At 67.3% G+C, this 18,642-nt stretch carries 17 protein-coding genes; 11 read left to right on the top strand and 6 right to left on the bottom strand.

Going from position 1 to position 18,642, the window contains the following annotated elements:
* Positions 1-46: 46 nt before the first annotated feature.
* From HB662_RS27325 to HB662_RS27315, 3 genes are all read right to left on the bottom strand, one after another.
* The gene (locus tag HB662_RS27325; RefSeq protein ID WP_168054976.1) at positions 47-412 is read right to left on the bottom strand and encodes a four-helix bundle copper-binding protein; all 366 of its coding nucleotides are present in this window, start codon (positions 410-412) and stop codon (positions 47-49) included.
* Positions 413-505: 93 nt separating this feature from the next.
* Positions 506-820 carry a hypothetical protein gene (locus HB662_RS27320; protein WP_168054974.1) on the bottom strand — a complete coding sequence of 105 codons (315 nt, stop codon included), beginning with the start codon at positions 818-820 and terminating at the stop codon, positions 506-508.
* Positions 821-876: 56 nt separating this feature from the next.
* Positions 877-1,194 (bottom strand): hypothetical protein, encoded by a 318-nt coding sequence (locus HB662_RS27315; RefSeq protein WP_209443499.1) that lies wholly within the window; start codon positions 1,192-1,194, stop codon positions 877-879.
* A 739-nt stretch (positions 1,195-1,933) separates the two neighbouring features.
* Between HB662_RS27315 and HB662_RS27310 the strand changes: the two genes are divergently transcribed.
* The 5 genes from HB662_RS27310 (at position 1,934) to HB662_RS27290 (ending at position 8,283) form a co-directional block, all read left to right on the top strand.
* A complete protein-coding gene (locus tag HB662_RS27310; RefSeq protein WP_168054972.1) occupies positions 1,934-2,488 on the top strand; it encodes a hypothetical protein in 555 nt (184 codons plus the stop codon).
* Positions 2,489-2,671: 183 nt separating this feature from the next.
* Entirely contained in the window at positions 2,672-3,067 is a 396-nt protein-coding gene (locus tag HB662_RS27305; protein ID WP_168054970.1) for a FixH family protein, read from the top strand.
* Positions 3,068-3,079: 12 nt separating this feature from the next.
* A complete protein-coding gene (locus tag HB662_RS27300; RefSeq protein ID WP_168054968.1) occupies positions 3,080-4,522 on the top strand; it encodes an efflux RND transporter periplasmic adaptor subunit in 1,443 nt (480 codons plus the stop codon).
* Complete coding sequence (locus HB662_RS27295; protein WP_168054966.1) at positions 4,519-7,725, top strand: CusA/CzcA family heavy metal efflux RND transporter; 3,207 nt, start codon at positions 4,519-4,521, stop codon at positions 7,723-7,725. The genes HB662_RS27300 and HB662_RS27295 overlap by 4 nt, the downstream gene beginning before the upstream one ends.
* Before the next feature lie 234 nt (positions 7,726-7,959).
* A complete protein-coding gene (locus HB662_RS27290; RefSeq protein WP_209443498.1) occupies positions 7,960-8,283 on the top strand; it encodes a copper-binding protein in 324 nt (107 codons plus the stop codon).
* A 74-nt stretch (positions 8,284-8,357) separates the two neighbouring features.
* Here HB662_RS27290 and HB662_RS27285 read toward each other — a convergent pair whose 3' ends face one another.
* The gene (locus HB662_RS27285; protein WP_168054964.1) at positions 8,358-8,780 is read right to left on the bottom strand and encodes a hypothetical protein; all 423 of its coding nucleotides are present in this window, start codon (positions 8,778-8,780) and stop codon (positions 8,358-8,360) included.
* 409 nt (positions 8,781-9,189) lie between these two features.
* Here HB662_RS27285 and HB662_RS27280 point away from each other — a divergent pair, with 409 nt between their 5' ends.
* The 5 genes from HB662_RS27280 (at position 9,190) to HB662_RS27260 (ending at position 13,441) form a co-directional block, all read left to right on the top strand.
* On the top strand, positions 9,190-9,819 hold the full coding sequence (locus tag HB662_RS27280) for a TlpA family protein disulfide reductase (RefSeq protein ID WP_168054962.1): 630 nt from the start codon (positions 9,190-9,192) through the stop codon (positions 9,817-9,819).
* Between the two features lie 34 nt (positions 9,820-9,853).
* Positions 9,854-10,720: a prolipoprotein diacylglyceryl transferase gene (lgt, locus tag HB662_RS27275; RefSeq protein WP_168054960.1), complete on the top strand. Its 867-nt coding sequence runs from the start codon at positions 9,854-9,856 to the stop codon at positions 10,718-10,720.
* Positions 10,721-11,026: 306 nt separating this feature from the next.
* Complete coding sequence (locus HB662_RS27270) at positions 11,027-11,653, top strand: peroxiredoxin (protein WP_168054958.1); 627 nt, start codon at positions 11,027-11,029, stop codon at positions 11,651-11,653.
* A 599-nt stretch (positions 11,654-12,252) separates the two neighbouring features.
* Positions 12,253-12,879, top strand: coding sequence for a class I SAM-dependent methyltransferase (locus tag HB662_RS27265; protein ID WP_168054956.1), 627 nt, complete (start codon positions 12,253-12,255; stop codon positions 12,877-12,879).
* A 157-nt stretch (positions 12,880-13,036) separates the two neighbouring features.
* Positions 13,037-13,441, top strand: a complete 405-nt coding sequence (locus tag HB662_RS27260) for a hypothetical protein (protein WP_168054954.1) — start codon at positions 13,037-13,039, stop codon at positions 13,439-13,441.
* Between the two features lie 24 nt (positions 13,442-13,465).
* Here the strand turns inward: HB662_RS27260 and HB662_RS27255 are convergent, their stop codons facing one another.
* Positions 13,466-15,952, bottom strand: coding sequence for a heavy metal translocating P-type ATPase (locus HB662_RS27255; protein ID WP_168054952.1), 2,487 nt, complete (start codon positions 15,950-15,952; stop codon positions 13,466-13,468).
* 287 nt (positions 15,953-16,239) lie between these two features.
* Between HB662_RS27255 and trhA the strand changes: the two genes are divergently transcribed.
* Positions 16,240-16,902, top strand: a complete 663-nt coding sequence (gene trhA / locus HB662_RS27250) for a PAQR family membrane homeostasis protein TrhA (protein ID WP_168054951.1) — start codon at positions 16,240-16,242, stop codon at positions 16,900-16,902.
* A 286-nt stretch (positions 16,903-17,188) separates the two neighbouring features.
* On the opposite strand, the gene HB662_RS27245 is transcribed toward trhA, so the two are convergent.
* Positions 17,189-18,535, bottom strand: coding sequence for a dihydrolipoyl dehydrogenase family protein (locus HB662_RS27245; protein ID WP_168054950.1), 1,347 nt, complete (start codon positions 18,533-18,535; stop codon positions 17,189-17,191).
* Positions 18,536-18,642 lie beyond the last annotated feature (107 nt).

Raw genomic sequence — 18,642 nt, 5'->3', positions numbered from 1 at the left:
GCCCGCCGCGGGCAATGGCGTTGCCCGCGGCAATCCGGCTGCCGCCTTAGGCGGTCCCGACCATAGCCCGGCAGCTCTCGGCGCAGCGGCGGCACGCCTCGGCGCAGCGCCGCATCTCCTCATGCTGACCAAGGCGGTCGCAGTCGTCGGCGCATTGCGCGCAGATCTCGGCGCACTCGCGGCAGAGGTGCGCATGGTGCGAGGAGCGCCGGGCCATGAAGTCGGCGGTGACAACGCAGATCTGGGCGCAGTCCGTCAGCAGCCGGATGTGGTCCTCCCGCGCGTGCTCGCCGCCGGTGCCGAGGCAGAATGCGATGGTCTGGAGGCAGATCTGGTGGCAGTCCAGGCACTCGGCGATGCAGCGTTGCATCGCGGCGTCCGGTGCCTGGGAGGTGGTGGTCTGGCCGCTCATATCTGGTGTCCTTCCTGGGGAGTGCCGTGTCACGCCTGGGCTCTCGCCTGCCACCCGCCGCCGTGGGACGGCGGCGGGTGGCGCGGCGGCCGATCAGCCGCGCTGCTGGTTCGGCGCGGGCGTGGCGGGATCGGAGCCGCCCTGGCCTCGGTTCATCCCCTCCATCATCTTGTTGCAGTTCTCCATCATCCGGTTCATCTGCGCTGGGTCCATCTGGCCCATCATGTTCATCATCCCCATCATGCCGCCCATCCCGGATCCCTGGCCGGGCTGCATGCCCGTCATGCCCTGGCCCTGCCCGGGCTGAGCCGGGGCGGGCTGGGCCTGCTGGGCGAGGGCGCCCTGGGTGGCCAGGAAGCCGCTGACGAGGGCGGCGGCGGCAAAGAGCGCAGTGTGCTTGCGGGTCATGCTGTGTTCCTTTGTTGATCGCGTGGTTGTGGGAGTGGTGCCGGACGGCGGCGCCGTCAGGCGTTCTGGCGCGACGCGCGCGCTTCCGGCCCGGGGGCGTTGGCCTGCGAGTGGCAGGACTTGCCGTCCTTGCCGCCCATCATGCACAGGCCGAGCGCGCACATCGCCGCGCAGGGCAGCAGCGAGAGCAAGAGGGGGGCGAGCCCGAAGGCCACGAGCCATGGCCAGCCGAACGCAAGACCCGCGATGACTAGCGTGACAACCCCGAGCATCACCGCCCGGCGGCCACGCAGCCATGAAGGCAGGCGGTCGGCAAGGCGCCACCGGTCCGGTGGGGTCTCGCCGGGTGAAGTGGGCAAAGTGAGAGCGTTCATGTCTTTTCTTCCCATCCGTCAGACCCGGCAGTGGTCAGACCACCGCCCTGGCGGGCGGAGGCTGGTGTGCCCTAGTCCTCGTGCGCTTCTTTCGCGTAGCGGCGGCAATTGCGGGCCACCGACGGCGGCACCGCGCTCGCTAGACCACGGCGCGAAGATTGGGAGAACACCGCCCAAAAGGCGGGTACGCCCGCGTGTCAGACGGAGTGGATGGGAGGGAAGAGGCTGGGTTCAACCGTCCGGCCGAAGAGGACGGAGGGCGGCACCGGAGCCCAAATCTTAGACAGCGGTGGCACAGACGGTGGCTGAGCTACTGGACTGGGTAGCGCTACAGCGGTGCACCCAATCATGGCGGCGGAGCAGGCAGGCAGTCCACCCTTCGGCGTAGGTGCATCGCTGGGAGCACTGCTCATAGCAGTTTCACTCATCAAGGCACCGCAGTTCAGCATTTCCGTCGGTGCGAAGCGGGCAGCCATCGCCATCGCCGGACCTAGAAGCGCGACGATCGTCAGGATAACCGTAATCCGTCTGATGATTGCTACCCGCATGGTTTTGTGAACGGCCCGACTACGGCGGAGTTTCAAGCGCAAGCGCATCTATTGTCAAACCTGCAAACAAGCGGTCGGAACAAATGGCGAGCCGGCGCGGTAGAAGGCTTCGGCAAGAACCAGTTTGTGCGGTCCTTGCCCTAGTCAAGTGCTGAGGGGCCTATGGGGCCAGCGGGCTTGGCACGCGACGCATGCGTGCCGGCGGAGGCGCCCGAACGTCCTGGCAGGTTTCTCCGCTGCTGGATTCGGCGGCAGATTCCCTGTTGGCGCCCAGGCCGGCACTCTGCAAGGTTCCGCCGCCGCCGGCCGGCGAAGGTCAGAATCAGATCGGTCTGTCCGCCGAAAAACAGGTGGGTCACTCGCCCCTTGATCCCACCGTGGACCGCCGCCTATTCTGCTCTATGGGTTTCTCGCTCTTCCGACGCTTGATCGTGGTCCTCTCCGTGCTGGCGATTTTGCTGGCAGGGTTGGCCACGACCTCCGTCGCAGCAGATGCACCATGCGGTATGGAGATGGCTGCGGCAGCAGCCGACGGTGACTCTTGCGACGGCGGTAGCATGCCGGATAATCCCGAAACGGTGCCCGACGCGTCGGTATGTTCGGCGAAGTGCCCCGTCCTGCTGCTCGACTGGGCTGTTGCACCGCCCGCCGTGGCATACCTCGAGTTTACCGTGCAGGTGCCTCGCCGCCATTCCGTGCAGGCTGGCATTGGCATCGTTCCCCCGTTCGAACCCCCTCGCGCCTGATCTCTCCCGGCCTCTGAAGACCAAGGCCGGTCTCGGCCGAGCCGCACAGGCGTGACCCTGGACGGCTCTGCCGCGTAGCGCCGCATGTGCAAGGCGCGCAGCTGGCTGTGCCAGCTTGCGCACCGTTTGTCGGCGGCTTGCTGAGCTCAAGACGCGAGGACCAACTCAGTGAGTATTTGGAAAATGTCCGCCCGCTCGGCCATGCTGGCCGTGGCGATGGCGCTGACGCCCCCTGCTGACGTTCTCGCCGCAGGCGCGCAGGACTATGAATTCCAGCTGGTGACGTCCGAGGTGAGGCAGGGCGTGGGCGCGGTCATAGTGATCCGGCTCGTCCACAAGTCGTCCAGCCGCGCCGTCTCGGGCGCTGTGATCTACGCCACGCGCCTCGACATGTCGCCCGAGAGTATGCCGACGATGACCATGCCGGTCACGCCGGTGCTGGGCGGCGATGAGCCTGGCGTCTACCGCTTCCGCGCCGACCTGGTGATGGCCGGCGGCTGGGCACTGACGCTTGCGGCAAAGGTGCAAGGCGAGCAGGGCACGGTGCAGAACCGTCTTGTCCTTTACGCGGTCCAGTAGAGGGCGGCCACCATGCGACGTATGATTCTGACTGCGTTGGCCGTGCCCGTAGCGGTCGGCCTGGCGGTCGGCGGCTACCAAGTTGGACGGTTGGACCTGGTTCCAGGGCTTGGACCAGCCGCCGCCTCGGAGAAGCGGCAGGCAAGCGAGCCGGCGAGGCCCGCCTCCGAACGCGTCCTCTACTTCCGCCACCCCGACCAGCCGGAATACGCGGCGGAGCCGCGCCGGACCGGCGATGGGCGGGACTTCCGCGCGGTCTATGCCGGCCAGGACGTGGAGCCGGAAGACCCGGCCGCGCCGGCGAACGCGACGGTCGCAGCCCAACCGACCGCGGGTAGCCCGCGGAGGATTCTCTACTACCGCAACCCGATGGGTTTGCCGGACACCTCGCCGGTGCCCAAAAAAGATTCGATGGGGATGGACTACATCCCGGTTTACGAGGGCGAGGACCAAGACGGGTCCACGGTGCGGGTCGCGCTGGGCCGGATCCAGACCACCGGCGTGCGCTCCGAGCCCGTCGCCCGGCGCGAGCTGGTGCGCCCGGTGCGCGCCCCCAGCATGATCCAGCTGGACGAGCGACGGGTCTCAGTGGTCGCACTACGGGCGGAGGCCTTCATCGACCAGGTCGAGGACGTCACCACCGGCGACCGCGTGCGGCGCGGCCAGCCGCTGCTGCGCCTCTACTCGCCGGAGGTGGTCGCCGCCGGCGCCCAATATGTCTCGGCACTCGGAATCCCCGCCGGGATCAGCGGGGCCACCGCCGACGGCGCCCGCCGACGGCTGGAGAACCTCGGCGTGCCGCCGCAGCTCCTGGCCGAGATTGAGCGGACGCGGCGCATCCCGCAATCCTTCGTCTGGCCGGCCCCGCGCGACGGTGTGGTGCTGGTGCGGAACGTATCCGACGGCATGCGCATGCCAGCAGGCGAGATCCTGTTCCGCCTGGCCGACCTCTCTGTGGTCTGGGCGGTGGCCGACCTGCCCGAGCGCGAGCTGGGGAGCCTTGCACTCGGCCAGAGGGTTGAGGTGCGCCCGCGTGGCCTGCCCGGCCGCAGCTTCGCCGGTCGCATCGACCTGATCTACCCCCAGCTCAACACGGAGACCCGCACGGCCCGAGTTCGAGTTGAGTTGCCCAACCCTGGGGGCGTGCTGCTCCCGGGCATGTACGCCGAGGCAGAGATCGCCTCAGGCGGCGGAGGGCCGGTGGTCGCTGTCCCCAACTCCGCTGTGATCGACAGTGGCACCCGACAAGTGGTGATCGTCGACCTCGGCGAGGGGCGCTTTGAGCCGAAAGAGGTGAGGCTTGGCCGCCGCGGTGGCGGCTTCGTCGAGATCCGGGATGGCGTGGTTGAAGGCGACCGCGTTGTGGTCGCCGCCAACTTCCTGATTGACGCGGAAAGCAACCTGCGTGCTGCCCTGCGCGGCCTGGCTACGGCTGCCGGGGAGGAAAGCAAGTGATTGCCCGCCTCATTGCCTGGTCGGCGCGCAATGTCTTCCTGGTGCTGGTTGCCACCGCCTTCGTGGTGGCGGCTGGGATCTGGGCGGTGCGCAACACCCCGCTCGACGCGCTGCCTGACCTCTCCGACGTCCAGGTCATCGTCTACACCGACTACGCGGGCCAAGCCCCTCAGGTGGTCGAGGACCAGGTCACCTATCCGCTCGCCTCGGCCATGCTCACGGTGCCCCGCTCCAAGGTCGTGCGCGGCTTTTCATTCTTTGGTGCCTCCTACGTCTACATCATCTTCGAGGACGGCACGGACCTCTACTGGGCGCGCAGCCGCGTGCTCGAGTACCTCAATGCCGCTTCGGGGCGCCTGCCGCCTGGAGCGAGGCCGGCGCTCGGGCCAGATGCCACCGGCGTCGGCTGGGTCTACCAGTACGCCCTGCTCGCCAAGGACCTCACCCTGGCAGAACTCCGCTCCCTACAGGACTGGCGCGTCCGCTACGCCCTTGCGCGCGCCGAGGGCGTGGCCGAGGTCGCCAGCGTCGGCGGCTTTGTCAAACAGTACAACGTGGTGGTCGACCCGCTGCGGTTGCGCGCGCTCGGCATTTCCATGAGCCAGGTGCGTGAGGCAATCCGGACGAGCAACCAGGATGTCGGCGGCCGCACCGTCGAAATGTCCGAATTCGAGTACATGGTGCGCGGCCGCGGCTATTTGCGCGGCGTCGAGGACATCGAGCGGGTCGTGCTGCGGGCCGCAGGAGGTACGCCGGTGCTGCTCAGTGACGTCGCGCGCGTCGAGATCGGGCCGGACGAGCGGCGCGGTATCGCCGAACTAAATGGCGACGGCGAGGTAGCGAGCGGCATCGTTCTGCAGCGCTTCGGTGCTAACGCGCTCGATGTGATCCGCAATGCCAAGGCGCGTCTGGCCGAAATCTTGCCGAGTTTGCCCGCGGGCACCGAGATCGTGCCGGTCTACGACCGCTCCCACCTGATCGAGGCCGCGATCAAGACGCTCAAGGTCACGCTGATCGAGGAAAGCGTTATCGTCGCCCTGGTGACGGTGGTGTTCCTGCTGCATGTCAGAAGCGCACTCGTCGCCATCCTGATGCTTCCGGTCGGCGTGCTGATGGCCTTCATCGCCATGAAGGTGATGGGCATCGGCTCGACCATCATGAGCCTCGGCGGCATCGCCATCGCAGTCGGCGCCATGGTGGACGCAGCGATCGTCATGATCGAGGCCGCTCACAAACACCTGGAGCGCGCGCCGCCAGATAAGCCGCGTCTCGAAGTGCTGATAGTGGCTGCGACCGAGGTTGGGCCGGCGCTGTTCTTCAGCTTGCTTGTTATCACCGTATCCTTCCTGCCGATCTTCGCCCTGGAAGCGCAGGAGGGACGGCTGTTTGGGCCCCTCGCCTACACCAAGACTTTTGCCATGGCGGCGGCGGCGCTGCTCTCCATCACGCTCGTCCCCGCGTTGATGGTGGTCTTCGTGCGCGGCCGGATCGTGCCCGAGCACCGCAACCCGGTAAACCGACTGCTGATCTGGCTCTACCGCCCGTTCATTCGCGTCGTACTGCGGGCGCGCGTCCTGACCATCCTAGTCGCCGTCGCGGCGCTGGGTGCCGCCGCTTGGCCGGCGATGCGGCTCGGGGGCGAGTTCATGCCCACCATGAACGAGGGCACGCTGCTCTACATGCCGACCACGCTGCCCGGCCTTTCGGTGACGCGGGCAGCGGAGCTGCTGCAGACGCAGGACCGGATCATCCGCTCCTTTCCGGAGGTCGCCTCGGTCTACGGCAAGGCGGGGCGGGCCGCGACGGCGACCGACCCAGCGCCGACCGAGATGTTCGAGACGGTGATCCAGCTGAAGCCAAGTTCCGAGTGGAGGCCGGACGTCACGGTCGACGGCCTGATCGCCGAGATGGACCGGGCCTTGCAGTTCCCAGGCGTCAGCAACGCCTGGACCATGCCGATCAGGGCCCGCATCGACATGCTTTCTACCGGCATCCGCACCCCCGTCGGCGTGAAAGTGTTTGGACCCGATCTCGCCGAGATCGAGCGCCTTGCGCGCCAGGTTGAGGCGGTGGTGCGTGCCGTCCCCGGAACCTCGAGCGCCTATGCCGAGCGGATCATTGGCGGCTACTACCTCGACATCATGCCCGACCGTGACGGGATTGCCCGTTACGGGCTCTCGATTGACGACGTGCAGGCTGTGGTGGCCACCGCGCTTGGTGGCGAGACGGTGACCACCACCGTCGAGGGGCGCGAACGCTACTCGGTCAACGTACGCTACCCGCGCGAGCTGCGCGATGACCCACAGTCGATTGCGACGGAGGTGCAGGTGCCGCTACCGGCCGGCGGCTCGGTCCCGCTCGGGGAGGTGGCGACCATTGGCCTCAGCCGCGGCGCGACCTCCATCCGAACCGAGAACGGCCAGCCCGTGGGTTACGTCTTCGTTGACATCCGCGACCGCGATTTGCGGGGCTATGTCGAGGAGGCGCGGCGCGCCGTTGCCGCCGAGGTTGCCTTCCCGCCGGGCTACCACGCGACTTGGAGCGGCCAGTTCGAGTACCTCGAGCGGGCCGAGGCTCGACTACGCATCGTCGTCCCGGTCACGATTCTTATCATCTTCCTGCTGCTCTACCTGAACTTCCGCGCGTTGGCGGAGACGCTAATCGTCATGCTCTCGGTGCCCTTCGCGCTGGTGGGCGGCATCTGGCTCGTGTGGTGGATGGGGTTCAACCTGTCGGTCGCGGTCGCCGTCGGCTTTATCGCGCTGGCCGGCGTCGCGGCCGAGACCGGCGTGGTGATGTTAATCTACCTCGAAGCCGCGCTAGTGGCGATCCGCGCCCGCTGCGCGGCGGAGGGGCGGACACTGACCCGCTCCGACCTGCGCGACGCCATCATGGAAGGCGCAGTGGAGCGCGTGCGTCCGAAAATGATGACTGTCGTCGCCATCATGGCCGGACTGCTGCCGATCCTCTGGAGCGAGGGCACGGGCTCGGAGGTGATGCGGCGGATCGCGGTACCAATGGTAGGCGGCATGGTCTCGTCAACCGTGCTCACGCTCTTGGTGATCCCGGCCATTTACAGCTTGGTGAAGGGCTGGGGCCTGCCGCGGGAGACGGAGGCCGCCGCCCTGACCAATCGCGCCGACACTCGCCCGGTCCACGGCGCGCGCCCCGCACCGGCGCGCCGCGAGCCGGTTGGGAAATGAAGCGGCACCGGGATGACGAGGACAATGCGGCAGCGGGCCAGCAGCCAAGCCCAACCGCGGTCGGTCGGCCGGCGGCCGGAGGAGCCGGGGGCAGGCACTCGAAACCAGCGGCCGCTGGGCGGCCAGTTCGGACGGGTGGTGCCGGCCTCGGATATGTGCGGCAGGCGGCGTCCGCCTGCCGCCGGAAGCGTGCCCGCGAAGGGCATATGTGCAGTGCAACCAAGGAGCAAAGACATGACCACGAGAAGGCCGCTGACCATGGCCGCCGCTGCGGCGGCGCTGCTGACCCTGACCGGCGCCGCGGGCCATGCCCAGCAAGGCTCGGCGGCCATCGCGACTGGCACCGTCCAGAAGGTGGACGCCGCCGGCCGGATGTTGAGCCTCGCTCATGGCCCCATCCCGGCAATCCGTTGGCCGGCGATGACGATGGATTTTCCCGTGACGCCTGGCGTGGACCTGTCAGCGCTCACGCCCGGACGGCAGGTGGAGTTCACTCTCGCGCCGAGGCCTGGGGCGGGCGGGGGCTACGTCGTCACCCGCGTGGTCCCGAAGGGTTGAGCGTGGTCGCTGCGGCGGCGGGCGCCGTCGCTGGCCGAAGGCGTGGCCGTGCCCTTCTGTCGGGCACAACCTTTTCAACCTCCGGCGGAGGAGCCGTTCGTTTCAATGTTCTTGACACCTAGCGGACGGCGCGCTTCCGCCGAGGAGCGGCGCCACATTCGGAACTGTTTGGAGTGCCGCCGCGCCTGCCTCCGCGCGGCGATGGCAGCCTTCGAGCGCCGCGGCCCGGAGGCGTCTATGCCTCTGATCCGCACAATGCTCGACTGCGCGCAGGCCTGCTTGATCGCCGCGGACTTTATCACGCGCATGCCGTCGCTCCGTGCCAAGTTGTGCGCGGCCTGCGCGGCGGCGTGCGAAACCTGCGCCGAAAACTGCCGGCGCATGGCAGCCGGACTGCCCGAAATGCAGGAGTGCGCGGAGAACTGCTGGCGCCGCGCAGATACCTGCCGCGGGATAGTGCCCGTCGGCTCAATCGGCGCCGTCGTCAGCTGAAACATCCCATGCCAAAGCCGGTGGAGATGGGCGTTGCTGCCCGACGCTCCAGGTGAAGAAGGAGCACAGGCGAATGAATGGGCAAGTGAGAACTATTCCTGGTGCTCGTGCTCTCCGACAGCATCCCATGACCTTCCAGAGTGGCGGTGGTCGTCGGCTCGGTCCTGAACCTCATCACGAAGGAGGACGGCTTGGTCGAACTGAACGTCTCGAAGGCACCGTGCACTTCCGTCCCCAATTGCGGCCACTCTTTTCCCGCCCATTCCCAAGCACGGCGTTCGGGAGGGCAAGCATCGACCTTTCCACCTGGCCTCTCAGCACCGGTGTCGGCCACGCCCGAGCCCGCGGGGGCGCGGTGCCGACCCCGCGGCGAGCGGGAAGAAGGGTCCTGTCCACGACCGAGAGATCGCGCCGATGACCAGCCACCGTTTCCCTCCCGAACGGCGCGGCCTCCTAGTCCTGTCCCTGAGCTTGCTATCCCTGGCCGGGCTCGCTGCGGGCCTTGCCTTGTGGGCGGTCCCGCTCGGCAAGCCGGCGCCGCCAGCTAGCGTTGTGCCGGGCGCTGCGCCGCAACCGTCGCGCGGCATGGTGATGCGTGAGAGACCCGTGCCGGTTCCCGACCTTGCGTTCACAGACGCGGAGGGCAGACTGCTCAGCCCAGCGGACTTCCGGGGCAGGACCGTCCTGCTGAACATCTGGGCGACGTGGTGCGTGCCCTGTCGCGAGGAGATGCCCGCCCTGGACCGGCTGCAGGCTGAGCTGGGCGGCCCCGATTTCGAAATCGTGGCGCTCTCGATCGACCGCGGCGGTGTCAACCCAGTACGCGCCTTCTACGACCAAATCGGGATCGCGAACCTCGCCGTTTACCTTGATCGCCCAAACACATCCAGCCGCGCGCTGGGCGTCGTCGGCATTCCAACGACGCTGCTCATCGACCGCAATGGCCGCGAGATCGGCCGGGCTATCGGCCCGCTGGAGTGGGACAGCTCGGAGATGATCGAGCTGATCCGGCGCGCGATGACGGCGGCGCCGTCACGTCCATGAACGTACCTGCCTCCTCCACCGCGTAGGAAACCACATGCTCGCCCTCCCATTCCCGATAATTGACCCGGTACTGGTCCAGGTTGGGCCCATCGCTATCCGCTGGTACGCCCTGGCCTACATTACGGGCATCCTGCTCGGCTGGTGGCTCGCGCGCCGGCTGGTCGCGCGGCGCCCGACGGTCGCGACGACCGAGCAGGTGGAGGACTTTGTCACCTGGGCAACGCTCGGCATCATCCTCGGCGGGCGGTTCGGCTACGTGCTCTTTTACCGGCCCGGATACTATCTGACCGCGCCCTGGGAAGCGCTCTACCTCTGGCAAGGGGGTATGAGCTTCCACGGCGGGGCACTGGGCGTGATCCTCGCGTTGTTCCTCTTCGCGCACAGCCGCAAGCTCGACGTCCTTTTCTTCGCAGACCGCATCGTCTGCGTCGTCCCAATCGGCCTCTTCTTTGGCCGCCTCGCCAACTTTGTGAACGGGGAGCTCTGGGGCCGTGTCAGCGACGTGCCCTGGGCGATGGTCTTCCCGGGCGCCGGCCCCGAGCCGCGGCACCCGAGCCAGCTCTACCAAGCCGGCCTGGAGGGGCTGGCGCTATTTGGGGTGCTGATGTGGCTCGTCTCTCGCCCCTGGATGCGAGCGCGACCGGGTCTGCTCTCCGGTGCCTTTCTTGCGGGCTATGGGGTGGCGCGCATCATTGGCGAGTTCTTCCGCCAGCCAGATGCGTATCTTGGCTTCCTCTTCGCGGGGGCGACCATGGGGCAGCTTCTTTCGCTGCCCATGGTCGCCATCGGCATTTGGCTAATGCTGCGGGCGAGGCGTCAAGGTGCCCCCGGCGCGCAGCCTCTTGGGATACAGCAAGAATCTGTAGCGCTGAGCTTGGGCAAGAAGCTCGCCGGGAAGTAGCGATGAGCGGCGACTCGCTGCGGCGATTCTTGGAGAGGACCACGGCGAGAAGTGGCGCTTGGTCATTGGGTGCTCGGCGGGCTGGTATACCTGCTGCCCGGACTGCTGCTGGCGGAGCGCTTGCTGCGGGAAGGCGAGCCACAAACGCGCCGGCGTGCTCTCCGGTGAGCAGCCCTCCTGCTCCTCAGGCGTTATGCTCCTGGGACATTTGTCGTGGCGTCGCCCGGGTTGCGGGGCGGGTGGCCGGCGCCCATATCGCGGTCGCGCGGCCGGGGTAAACAACATATTTACGAAGGAGGAGCGCGCATGATTCAGCTTGGCCAGGTGGCCCCGGACTTCGAGGCGGACACGACTAAAGGCCGCATCCGCTTTCACGAGTCGCTCGGAAACTCCTGGGGCGTTCTGTTTAGCCACCCCAAGGACTACACTCCGGTCTGCACGACGGAGCTGGGCGAGACGGCGCGGCTGAAACCCGAGTTCGACAAGCGCGACGTGAAGGTGATCGGCCTGTCGGTGGATCTCGTCTCCTCTCATGAGGGTTGGGAGAAGGATATCGCCGAAACCCAAGGGCACGCGGTCAACTTCCCCATGATCGCCGACCCGGAGCAGAAGATTTCCAAGCTTTACGGGATGGTCCATCCGGAGGCCGATCCGACCATTACCGTGCGCACCGTCTTCGTCATCGACCCGAATAAGAAGGTGCGGCTGATGATGGTCTACCCGCCCTCCACTGGGCGGAACTTCGACGAGATCCTGCGCGTGATCGACAGCCTGCAGGCCACCGACACCAAGAAAGTGGCGACCCCGGTGAACTGGCGGCCCGGCGACCGGGCGATCATCCCGCCTTCCATCTCGGACGAGCAGGCCAAGACCCTCTTCCCCCAGGGCTGGAAGGCGGATCGCCCCTATCTGCGCTGGGTCGAAGTGAAGTAGGAGGCCGCTGAACCATCGGCGCGGAGCGCTCTTGCACCGCGCGCATGCCACGGCAGGCGCGAGGCGGCCAAAGATGGCCGTCGAGCACGCTGACGCGGATCGCGGCTGCCGCCTCCAGCTTGAATGCGTCCAGGAAGCTCCGGCGCCGTTTTACGCTCTCCACCATGAACACCTCCAGGCCCTTCAGCCTATCAGGGGTGTCCATCCAAGCGGTTCTTCTGCAGGAGAAATTCGCCGCAGCCGACCGCTCTGGTTCAGGCCGAGATCACGAACCTGCGGCGCATGGAGGCTGCGCTCTAGGACGTGCTTGCGGACTGCGCCGACGGGCCGCACTGGAGTGCCCACTGATCGAGACATTGTTCAGCGACAGCGAGCACACCGGAATGACCGCCTTGTCGTAGGTCCTTCGGCACGTCTGGCGGGGGAGCTTGCCCTCGATGTTCCCTCCGCCACTCTGGGGCGGGCTATGCAGCGGAGGCGAACTCTATAGTTCATCCGCAACGGCGTAGGCCCCACAGGCGTTGAAAATTTCGTTCCGGGCTCACCGGCATTCGGTCGATCAATAGGCCCAGCGGGTAGCGGGAGCGGAGTGAGTCATCATGGGCATCTACGGGCGGTGGATCCTACCACGCCTGATCGACTGGACGATACGCGCCGAGGACCTGGCCGGCCTTCGATGCCGCTTGGTGCGTCGCGCGCAAGGGCGCGTGCTCGAGGTCGGATTTGGCTCGGGACTGAACCTGCCGCTCTACGGCCCCGGGGCCGAGATGGTGATCGGCCTCGACCCTTCGGCGGAACTGTTGCGTCGCGCCACGCCCCTGGTCGCCCACGTCGCCTTCCCCGTGCACCTCGTTCGGGCGACGGCTGAGGCGATCCCACTCGTGGAGGCCAGTGTGGACACGACCGTCATGGCGTGGACGCTATGCAGCCTGGAAGATGCCCGCGCCGGCCTTGGCGAGATGCGCCGCGTGCTCCGGCCCAACGGAGAGCTCCTCTTCGTTGAGCACGGCCTGGCGCCGGATCCGGAGACAGCCGCTTGGCAGCGCCGCCTCAATCCCCTATGGACTCGGATCAGTTGCTATCTCAACAACCCGGTGGATCGGATGCTGCGCGAAACTGGGTTCGACGTTGTCGAGCTCCGCTCCGGGTATCTCGGCAAAGGCCCGCGGCCGATGACCTTCATGTACGAGGGCCGGGCGCGACCGACAGCGGCGGCCGGGCGGTGAGCAGGATGCCGGATGCCAAATCCTCCCCTCCCGATCCGGCCTGCCAGGTCCCGGGCGCCACTCTGTGACACCCACGCGTCCTTCCCCCGGCCGGTCTGAGGGTCCTGCCCGGCCACTTGCCCTTCTTCGCCGCGTCCTCGATGCCCCCACAGTAAACGTGGCGGTGTTCGCCTTCCTACTCAATTATCCCTGGGAGTTCCTGCAGGTGCCGCTGTTCCGCGGCATGGCCACGGCCTCGCACTGGGAAGCCATCAGGATCTGCACAAGCGCCACCCTCGGCGACGCTGTTATTGCGGTTATAGCCTTTTGGGGCGTCGCCGCGGCGACGCGGACGCGGCGTTGGATTCTCGCTCCGAGCGTCGGCCAGCTAGCAGGATTTGTCGCCATCGGCGTGGCGATCACGCTGGTGCTGGAGTGGCTCGCCACGGGTCCGCTCGAGCGGTGGGAGTACGCCGAAGCCATGCCTCTCGTCCCGCTACTCGGGGTTGGGCTCTCGCCAGTACTGCAGTGGATCCTGCTGCCGCCGCTCGTGGCGTGGTTCGTCCGTCGGCAGCTGACGTGACTCGAACGGGGCCGGGCGGTCGCCTCATCCAATCCGCACCGCGCGTAGCCTGAGCGCGTTGGCGACGACGCTGACCGAAGAGAGCGCCATCGCCGCCGCGGCGATCACCGGCGAGAGCAGAATGCCAAAGAACGGGTAGAGTAACCCCGCTGCCACCGGAATGCTCACGCCGTTGTAGACGAAGGCGAGAAAGAGGTTTTGGCGGATGTTACGCATCGTGGCGCGCGAGAGCCGCCGCGCCCGGACAATGCCGGTCAGGTCACCGCGGAGCAGCGTCACACCGGCGCTCTCGATTGCGACATCGGTGCCCGTGCCCATCGCAATGCCGACGTCGGCCGCGGCGAGTGCCGGGGCGTCGTTCACTCCATCGCCGGCCATGGCCACAATGCGGCCCTCGCGCTGCAGTCGCTCGACAGCCGCGGCCTTGTCCTCCGGCAGCACCTCGGCCACGACCTCGTCGATGCCGAGGGAGCGCGCCACCGCCTCAGCGGTGGTGCGATTGTCGCCTGTCAGCATCACCACCCGAACCCCCTCGCCCCGGAGCGTGTGGATGGCTTCCAGGGTTGTTGCTTTGATCGGGTCAGCGATGCCGAGGACGCCGGCCGGCCTGCCATCCACGGCCGCGAAGAAAGCGGTTGCTCCCTCGCGCCGCAGTGCCTCTGCGGCTTCGGCTAGTGGTCCGGGATCCACGCCAAGATCGGCCATGAGGCGGGCATTGCCGAGGGCTATGCGCCGCCCCTCCACTTCCCCGGTGACGCCGCGCCCGGTCGGAGCGTCGAAGCCGTGCACCTCGGGTAGGGGCGCCAAGCCGCGTTCCTCCGCGGCTCGGACCACCGCCTCGGCGAGTGGATGCTGGCTCGGGCGCTCCAGCGCAGCGGCGAAGCGGAGCAGCTCTTCTTCGGCGAAGCCAGGAGCAGGACGGATTGCGGTCACGCTCGGCCGCCCCTCAGTCAGGGTGCCAGTCTTGTCCACCACCAGCGTGTCGATCTTCTCCAGCCGCTCCAGCGCCTTGGCATCCTTGACCAGTACGCCGGCTTGGGCGCCGCGGCCCACGCCCACCATGATCGACATCGGCGTGGCGAGGCCAAGGGCGCAGGGGCAGGCAATGATCAGCACCGTCACGGCCGCCACCATGGCGTAGGCCATTCGCGGGTCCGGGCCCCAGACGGACCATGCAATGAAGGCGAGGACGGCGACGCCGATTGCGGCCGGGACGAACCAGGCCGCGACGAGATCGACCAGCCGCTGGATTGGCGCGCGCGACCGCTGCGCGCGGGCCACCATCTCGACAATGCGCGAGAGCATGGTGTCGCGCCCGACCGCATCTGCACGCAGGATGAAGGACCCCTGGCCGTTAAGGGTGCCGCCGATCACCCGCGTACCAGGCTCCTTCGTCACCGGCATCGGCTCGCCCGTGACCATGCTCTCGTCCACGTTGCTGCGGCCCTCGAGGACCTCGCCATCGAGCGGCACCTTGTCGCCGGGGCGCACGCGCAGGCGGTCGCTGACCCGCACCTCCGCCAGGGGCACCTCTTCGTCGGAGCCGTCCTCGCGGAGCCGCCGCGCCGTCGCAGGGGCGAGGTTGAGCAGGGCTCGGATCGCCCCCGAGGTGCGCTCGCGCGCGCGCAACTCGAGCACCTGGCCGAGCAACACGAGGACGACGATCACCGCCGCCGCCTCGAAGTAGACCGCGACCGATCCGTCCGAGCCGCGAAAGGCTGCCGGGAAGACGCTGGGCGCCAACGTCGCGATAAGGCTGAAGAGGAAGGCCGCGCCTACCCCCATCGCGATCAAGGTAAACATGTTGAGGTTGCGGTTGACGACGGACCGCCAGCCACGAACGAAGAAGGGCCACCCCGCCCAGAGGACCACCGGTGTCGCGAAGGCGAACTGGAGCCAGTTAGAAGTGCGGCGCTCGATCAGATGGTCAAGCCCAAGGAGGTGCCCGCCCATTTCTAGGGCTAGCACCGGTAGGGTCAGCGCCAAGCCAACCCAGAAGCGACGGGTGAAGTCGCGCAGCTCGGGGTTTTCGGCCTCCTCTGCCGTGACCACTTCGGGCTCGAGGGCCATGCCGCAGATCGGGCAGGCGCCAGGGCCGACCTGGCGCACTTCGGGGTGCATGGGGCAGGTGTAGATCGACCCTTCGGGCACCGGCGGCGCCTCGCGCTCCTTGGGTGAGAGGAAGCGCACCGGCTCCGCGACGAACTTCTCCCTGCAGCGCGCGGTGCAGAAGTAGAAGGTCCGCCCCTTGTGCTCGGTGCGATGCGGCGTCTCGTGCGGGTTCACCCGCATGTGGCAGACTGGATCTTCAACCAGCACTGCGGCGTCGGGCGCGAGTGGGTCGGCGTGGTGCGCGGCCCCGGGACCGTGCTGGTGGGCGCGCGGGTCAGTCTGGCCATGCGCGCCGATCGCGCGGGCCTGCGTCTCCGCTTGGCCATGCGCCGGGGTGATGCCTTGAGGGACATGGTAGGAGTGGTCGTGGGATGCCTGGGTATTGTGCGGACGCTTCATTGATTACTGGCCTCCCTTGAGCCCGAAATGGACGGCCCTCTTGACGCATTCTTCACCAACAACGCAGACCAGGCGCAGGAGATGCGCGCTGCCGGCCCGCAGGCCTCCAGCGTCCAAGCTCGGGCGGCGGAGGCCACTCTTCGACGATTAGCCGCACCTGATGCGTACACGCACCGTCATCCCTGAGGCATGACGAGGCAAGTCGTGTTCAAAAGCGGTTGGCTTTGTCGACACCGCGCCCACGAAATGTTTTTTACTGGCCAAGCCGCTGACATGGAAGGTGAGCCGTGCCGACAGCCGAGGATGTTGCAGCCGCGGCCGTTCACGCCGCCGGGCTGCTCATAGCCGCCGGATTAGGCACGCGCCTCGTCCGCGCCGGCGCCAGCGCTGGGAGCGGCGTCAGGTGGGCGGAGCGCTGGGCGGTTGTGATTTTTGTTGCAGCGTGGCTGACGCTTTATCTCGCCTCAATCCTATTTCACTTAACACCGCAGGGGGGCCTCCGGCGGATTTTTGCCGCCCTCGATCATGGTGCGATTTTCTTGATCATTGCGGCGGGATGGTCACCGCTCGCGCCCTTCAAGCTGCCGCCGCGGCAAGCAGGGTGGATGCTGGCGTTGGTGTGGGGGGCTGCAGCCTTGGGTATCGGCGGCGAGGTCGCGGCGGCCGCGGGAGGCAGACGGGAGTGGTTCTATAGCATCACTTACGCGCTTTACATGGTGCAAGGATGGGCGCCAGTGCTGCTCTACGGCCGCACGATCTTTCATCTGCTCTCGCCGGCCTCGCTGGTATTTCTGTTTGGTAGTGCCGTGGCCTACACTGCGGGGATCCTTTTCTATCGTCGCCCCGAACTCCCGTGGAACCACGTCATCTGGCATGTGGCTGTTGTCGTCGGCTGCCTACTGAATTTCGGCGGGGTATGGATTCTGCTGAAGGAACGTCGCATTGCTTGAGCGGGTGGGGCCGGATTACCCGGTTCTGAGCATCCCGATTACCATCGATAATTGCAGCGGCAGCGATGGCTGCTTCTTCAGTTAGCGTGGCGAGCAATGGGCTTAGACTGTGGTGTACGCAGATCTATCCCACCCCAGGCAGCACCAGGACAGCACTACAAACTCGCGTCGCGCTACGGCCCGGGTTATGGCGCTGCGGATCTGCCTTTGTTGATGGTCGCGAAAGGGCGGGGAGCGGACGGTTCGCACGTTGCCTCGGCCTGCGATCACCGGTGTCGGGACGCGCTTAAATCATGTAGCCGATGTCCGAGGCGCCGGTTGGATAGGCGAACATTGTCTCTTTCAAATCCGCGGCCGTCAGGCCGTGCCGGATCGCCAGCCCGAAGAGGTTGATCACCTCGTCCGCGTGGGGGCCCACGAGGTGGGCGCCCAGGATGTGCCCAGTGTCCTCCTCCACGAGCGTTTTAAAGCCGTAGATGCGCTCGGCAAGCCGTCGGGCCGTGAACCATTGCGGCACCTTTTCCGACTTGACTCGAAACTTCAGTCCGCGCTCCCGCGCCTCCGCCTCGCCCAGCCCCACAGTCGTGATCGGCGGGACGGTAAAGGCCACGCTAGGAACGCCGCGATAATCGGGCTTGGCGTGGTTTCCCTTGATCAGGTTCGCCGCGGCCACCTTGGCGTCATGGCTCGACACGGGTGTGAGCGGTGGCCCGCTGCCCGCCGCGTCGCCGGCCGCGTAGACTCGGGGGTTCGACACGCTCTGGAGGAATTCGTTGAGCTTCAGTCGCCCGCCCTCCAGCACGATCCCGCCCGCGACCAGGTCGAGCGCTTCGAGGTCAGGGACACGGCCCGCTGAATGCACGATCAGGTTGGCCGCCACGGTCTGCTCCCGGCCACCGGCGACGGCGTGCACCAAGTATCCTCGATCTGTCGCCTCGACCCGCTGCACCGTGGTGCTCGTGCGCACATCGATGCCGAGATCGTCGAACCTCTCCATCAACCAGCCAACGAGATCCGGGTCGAAGCCCGGCAGCATCCGGGCGCCGCGCTGGAGGACGGTTGCCTTGGCCCCGGCGCGCGCGGCGAGGTGGGAGAACTCGGCGGCGATGTAGCCGCCCCCAATGAAGACGACGCGCGCAGGTAAGGCTTCAAGCTCAAGGAAATCGTCGCTGGTGGCGACGTGCTCCTCGCCGGTGATGCTGAGCGTCACGGGGCGAGCGCCGGTCGCGATGAGGACGTGGCGCGCCTTGAGCTCCCGCCCGTCCACGGTGACCGTGTCGGGGCCGGTGAACCGGGCGAGGCCGTGGAAGGCATCGATGCCTTGCTCGCGGTAGCGCTGCTCCTGCTTTCCCGGCACCGGGCCGGTGAAACTGCGCTTGAAGGCCATGAGGTCGGGCCAGGCGATCCGCACGTCGCCCTCGACGCCGTGGCCGCGCATCCGCCGGACGGCGTCCACGGCCTCCTCCCCGCTGACCAGCATCTTCTTGGGGTCGCAGCCGCGCAGCGCGCAGGTGCCGCCGAACGGCCGGTGATCGACCACGGCGACCGTCCAGTCCGCGGCCCGCGCGCGGCTGCTCGCGACCTGGGCGGCAGTCCCGGAGCCGAGGACAACGAGGTCGTAGGTGTCAAGCATGGGCCTCTCCTCCCGCGTGAGGGTGCGGCGCACGCGAACACCCAGGCAAACCGTGGGACGTGTAGCAACTTCAGCTTCAAAGCACTTTCCCGAGATCAACAGGAGCG

It is taken from the genome of Falsiroseomonas frigidaquae (assembly GCF_012163145.1).
GTDB lineage: Bacteria > Pseudomonadota > Alphaproteobacteria > Acetobacterales > Acetobacteraceae > Falsiroseomonas > Falsiroseomonas frigidaquae.
This window is presented reverse-complemented; position numbering and strand designations above follow the sequence as displayed.

What these genes read in the sequence shown, in the direction of transcription:
- HB662_RS27320 (WP_168054974.1), bottom strand. Translation starts at nt 820, where the DNA reads ATGACCCGCAAGCACACTGCGCTCTTTGCCGCCGCCGCCCTCGTCAGC.
- lgt (WP_168054960.1), top strand. Translation starts at nt 9,854, where the DNA reads ATGCTCGCCCTCCCATTCCCGATAATTGACCCGGTACTGGTCCAGGTT.
- HB662_RS27255 (WP_168054952.1), bottom strand. Translation starts at nt 15,952, where the DNA reads ATGAAGCGTCCGCACAATACCCAGGCATCCCACGACCACTCCTACCAT.
- HB662_RS27270 (WP_168054958.1), top strand. Translation starts at nt 11,027, where the DNA reads ATGATTCAGCTTGGCCAGGTGGCCCCGGACTTCGAGGCGGACACGACT.
- HB662_RS27290 (WP_209443498.1), top strand. Translation starts at nt 7,960, where the DNA reads ATGACCACGAGAAGGCCGCTGACCATGGCCGCCGCTGCGGCGGCGCTG.
- HB662_RS27325 (WP_168054976.1), bottom strand. Translation starts at nt 412, where the DNA reads ATGAGCGGCCAGACCACCACCTCCCAGGCACCGGACGCCGCGATGCAA.
- HB662_RS27280 (WP_168054962.1), top strand. Translation starts at nt 9,190, where the DNA reads ATGACCAGCCACCGTTTCCCTCCCGAACGGCGCGGCCTCCTAGTCCTG.
- HB662_RS27265 (WP_168054956.1), top strand. Translation starts at nt 12,253, where the DNA reads ATGGGCATCTACGGGCGGTGGATCCTACCACGCCTGATCGACTGGACG.
- HB662_RS27315 (WP_209443499.1), bottom strand. Translation starts at nt 1,194, where the DNA reads ATGAACGCTCTCACTTTGCCCACTTCACCCGGCGAGACCCCACCGGAC.
- HB662_RS27300 (WP_168054968.1), top strand. Translation starts at nt 3,080, where the DNA reads ATGCGACGTATGATTCTGACTGCGTTGGCCGTGCCCGTAGCGGTCGGC.
- HB662_RS27285 (WP_168054964.1), bottom strand. Translation starts at nt 8,780, where the DNA reads ATGTTTCAGCTGACGACGGCGCCGATTGAGCCGACGGGCACTATCCCG.
- HB662_RS27305 (WP_168054970.1), top strand. Translation starts at nt 2,672, where the DNA reads ATGTCCGCCCGCTCGGCCATGCTGGCCGTGGCGATGGCGCTGACGCCC.
- HB662_RS27310 (WP_168054972.1), top strand. Translation starts at nt 1,934, where the DNA reads ATGCGTGCCGGCGGAGGCGCCCGAACGTCCTGGCAGGTTTCTCCGCTG.
- HB662_RS27245 (WP_168054950.1), bottom strand. Translation starts at nt 18,535, where the DNA reads ATGCTTGACACCTACGACCTCGTTGTCCTCGGCTCCGGGACTGCCGCC.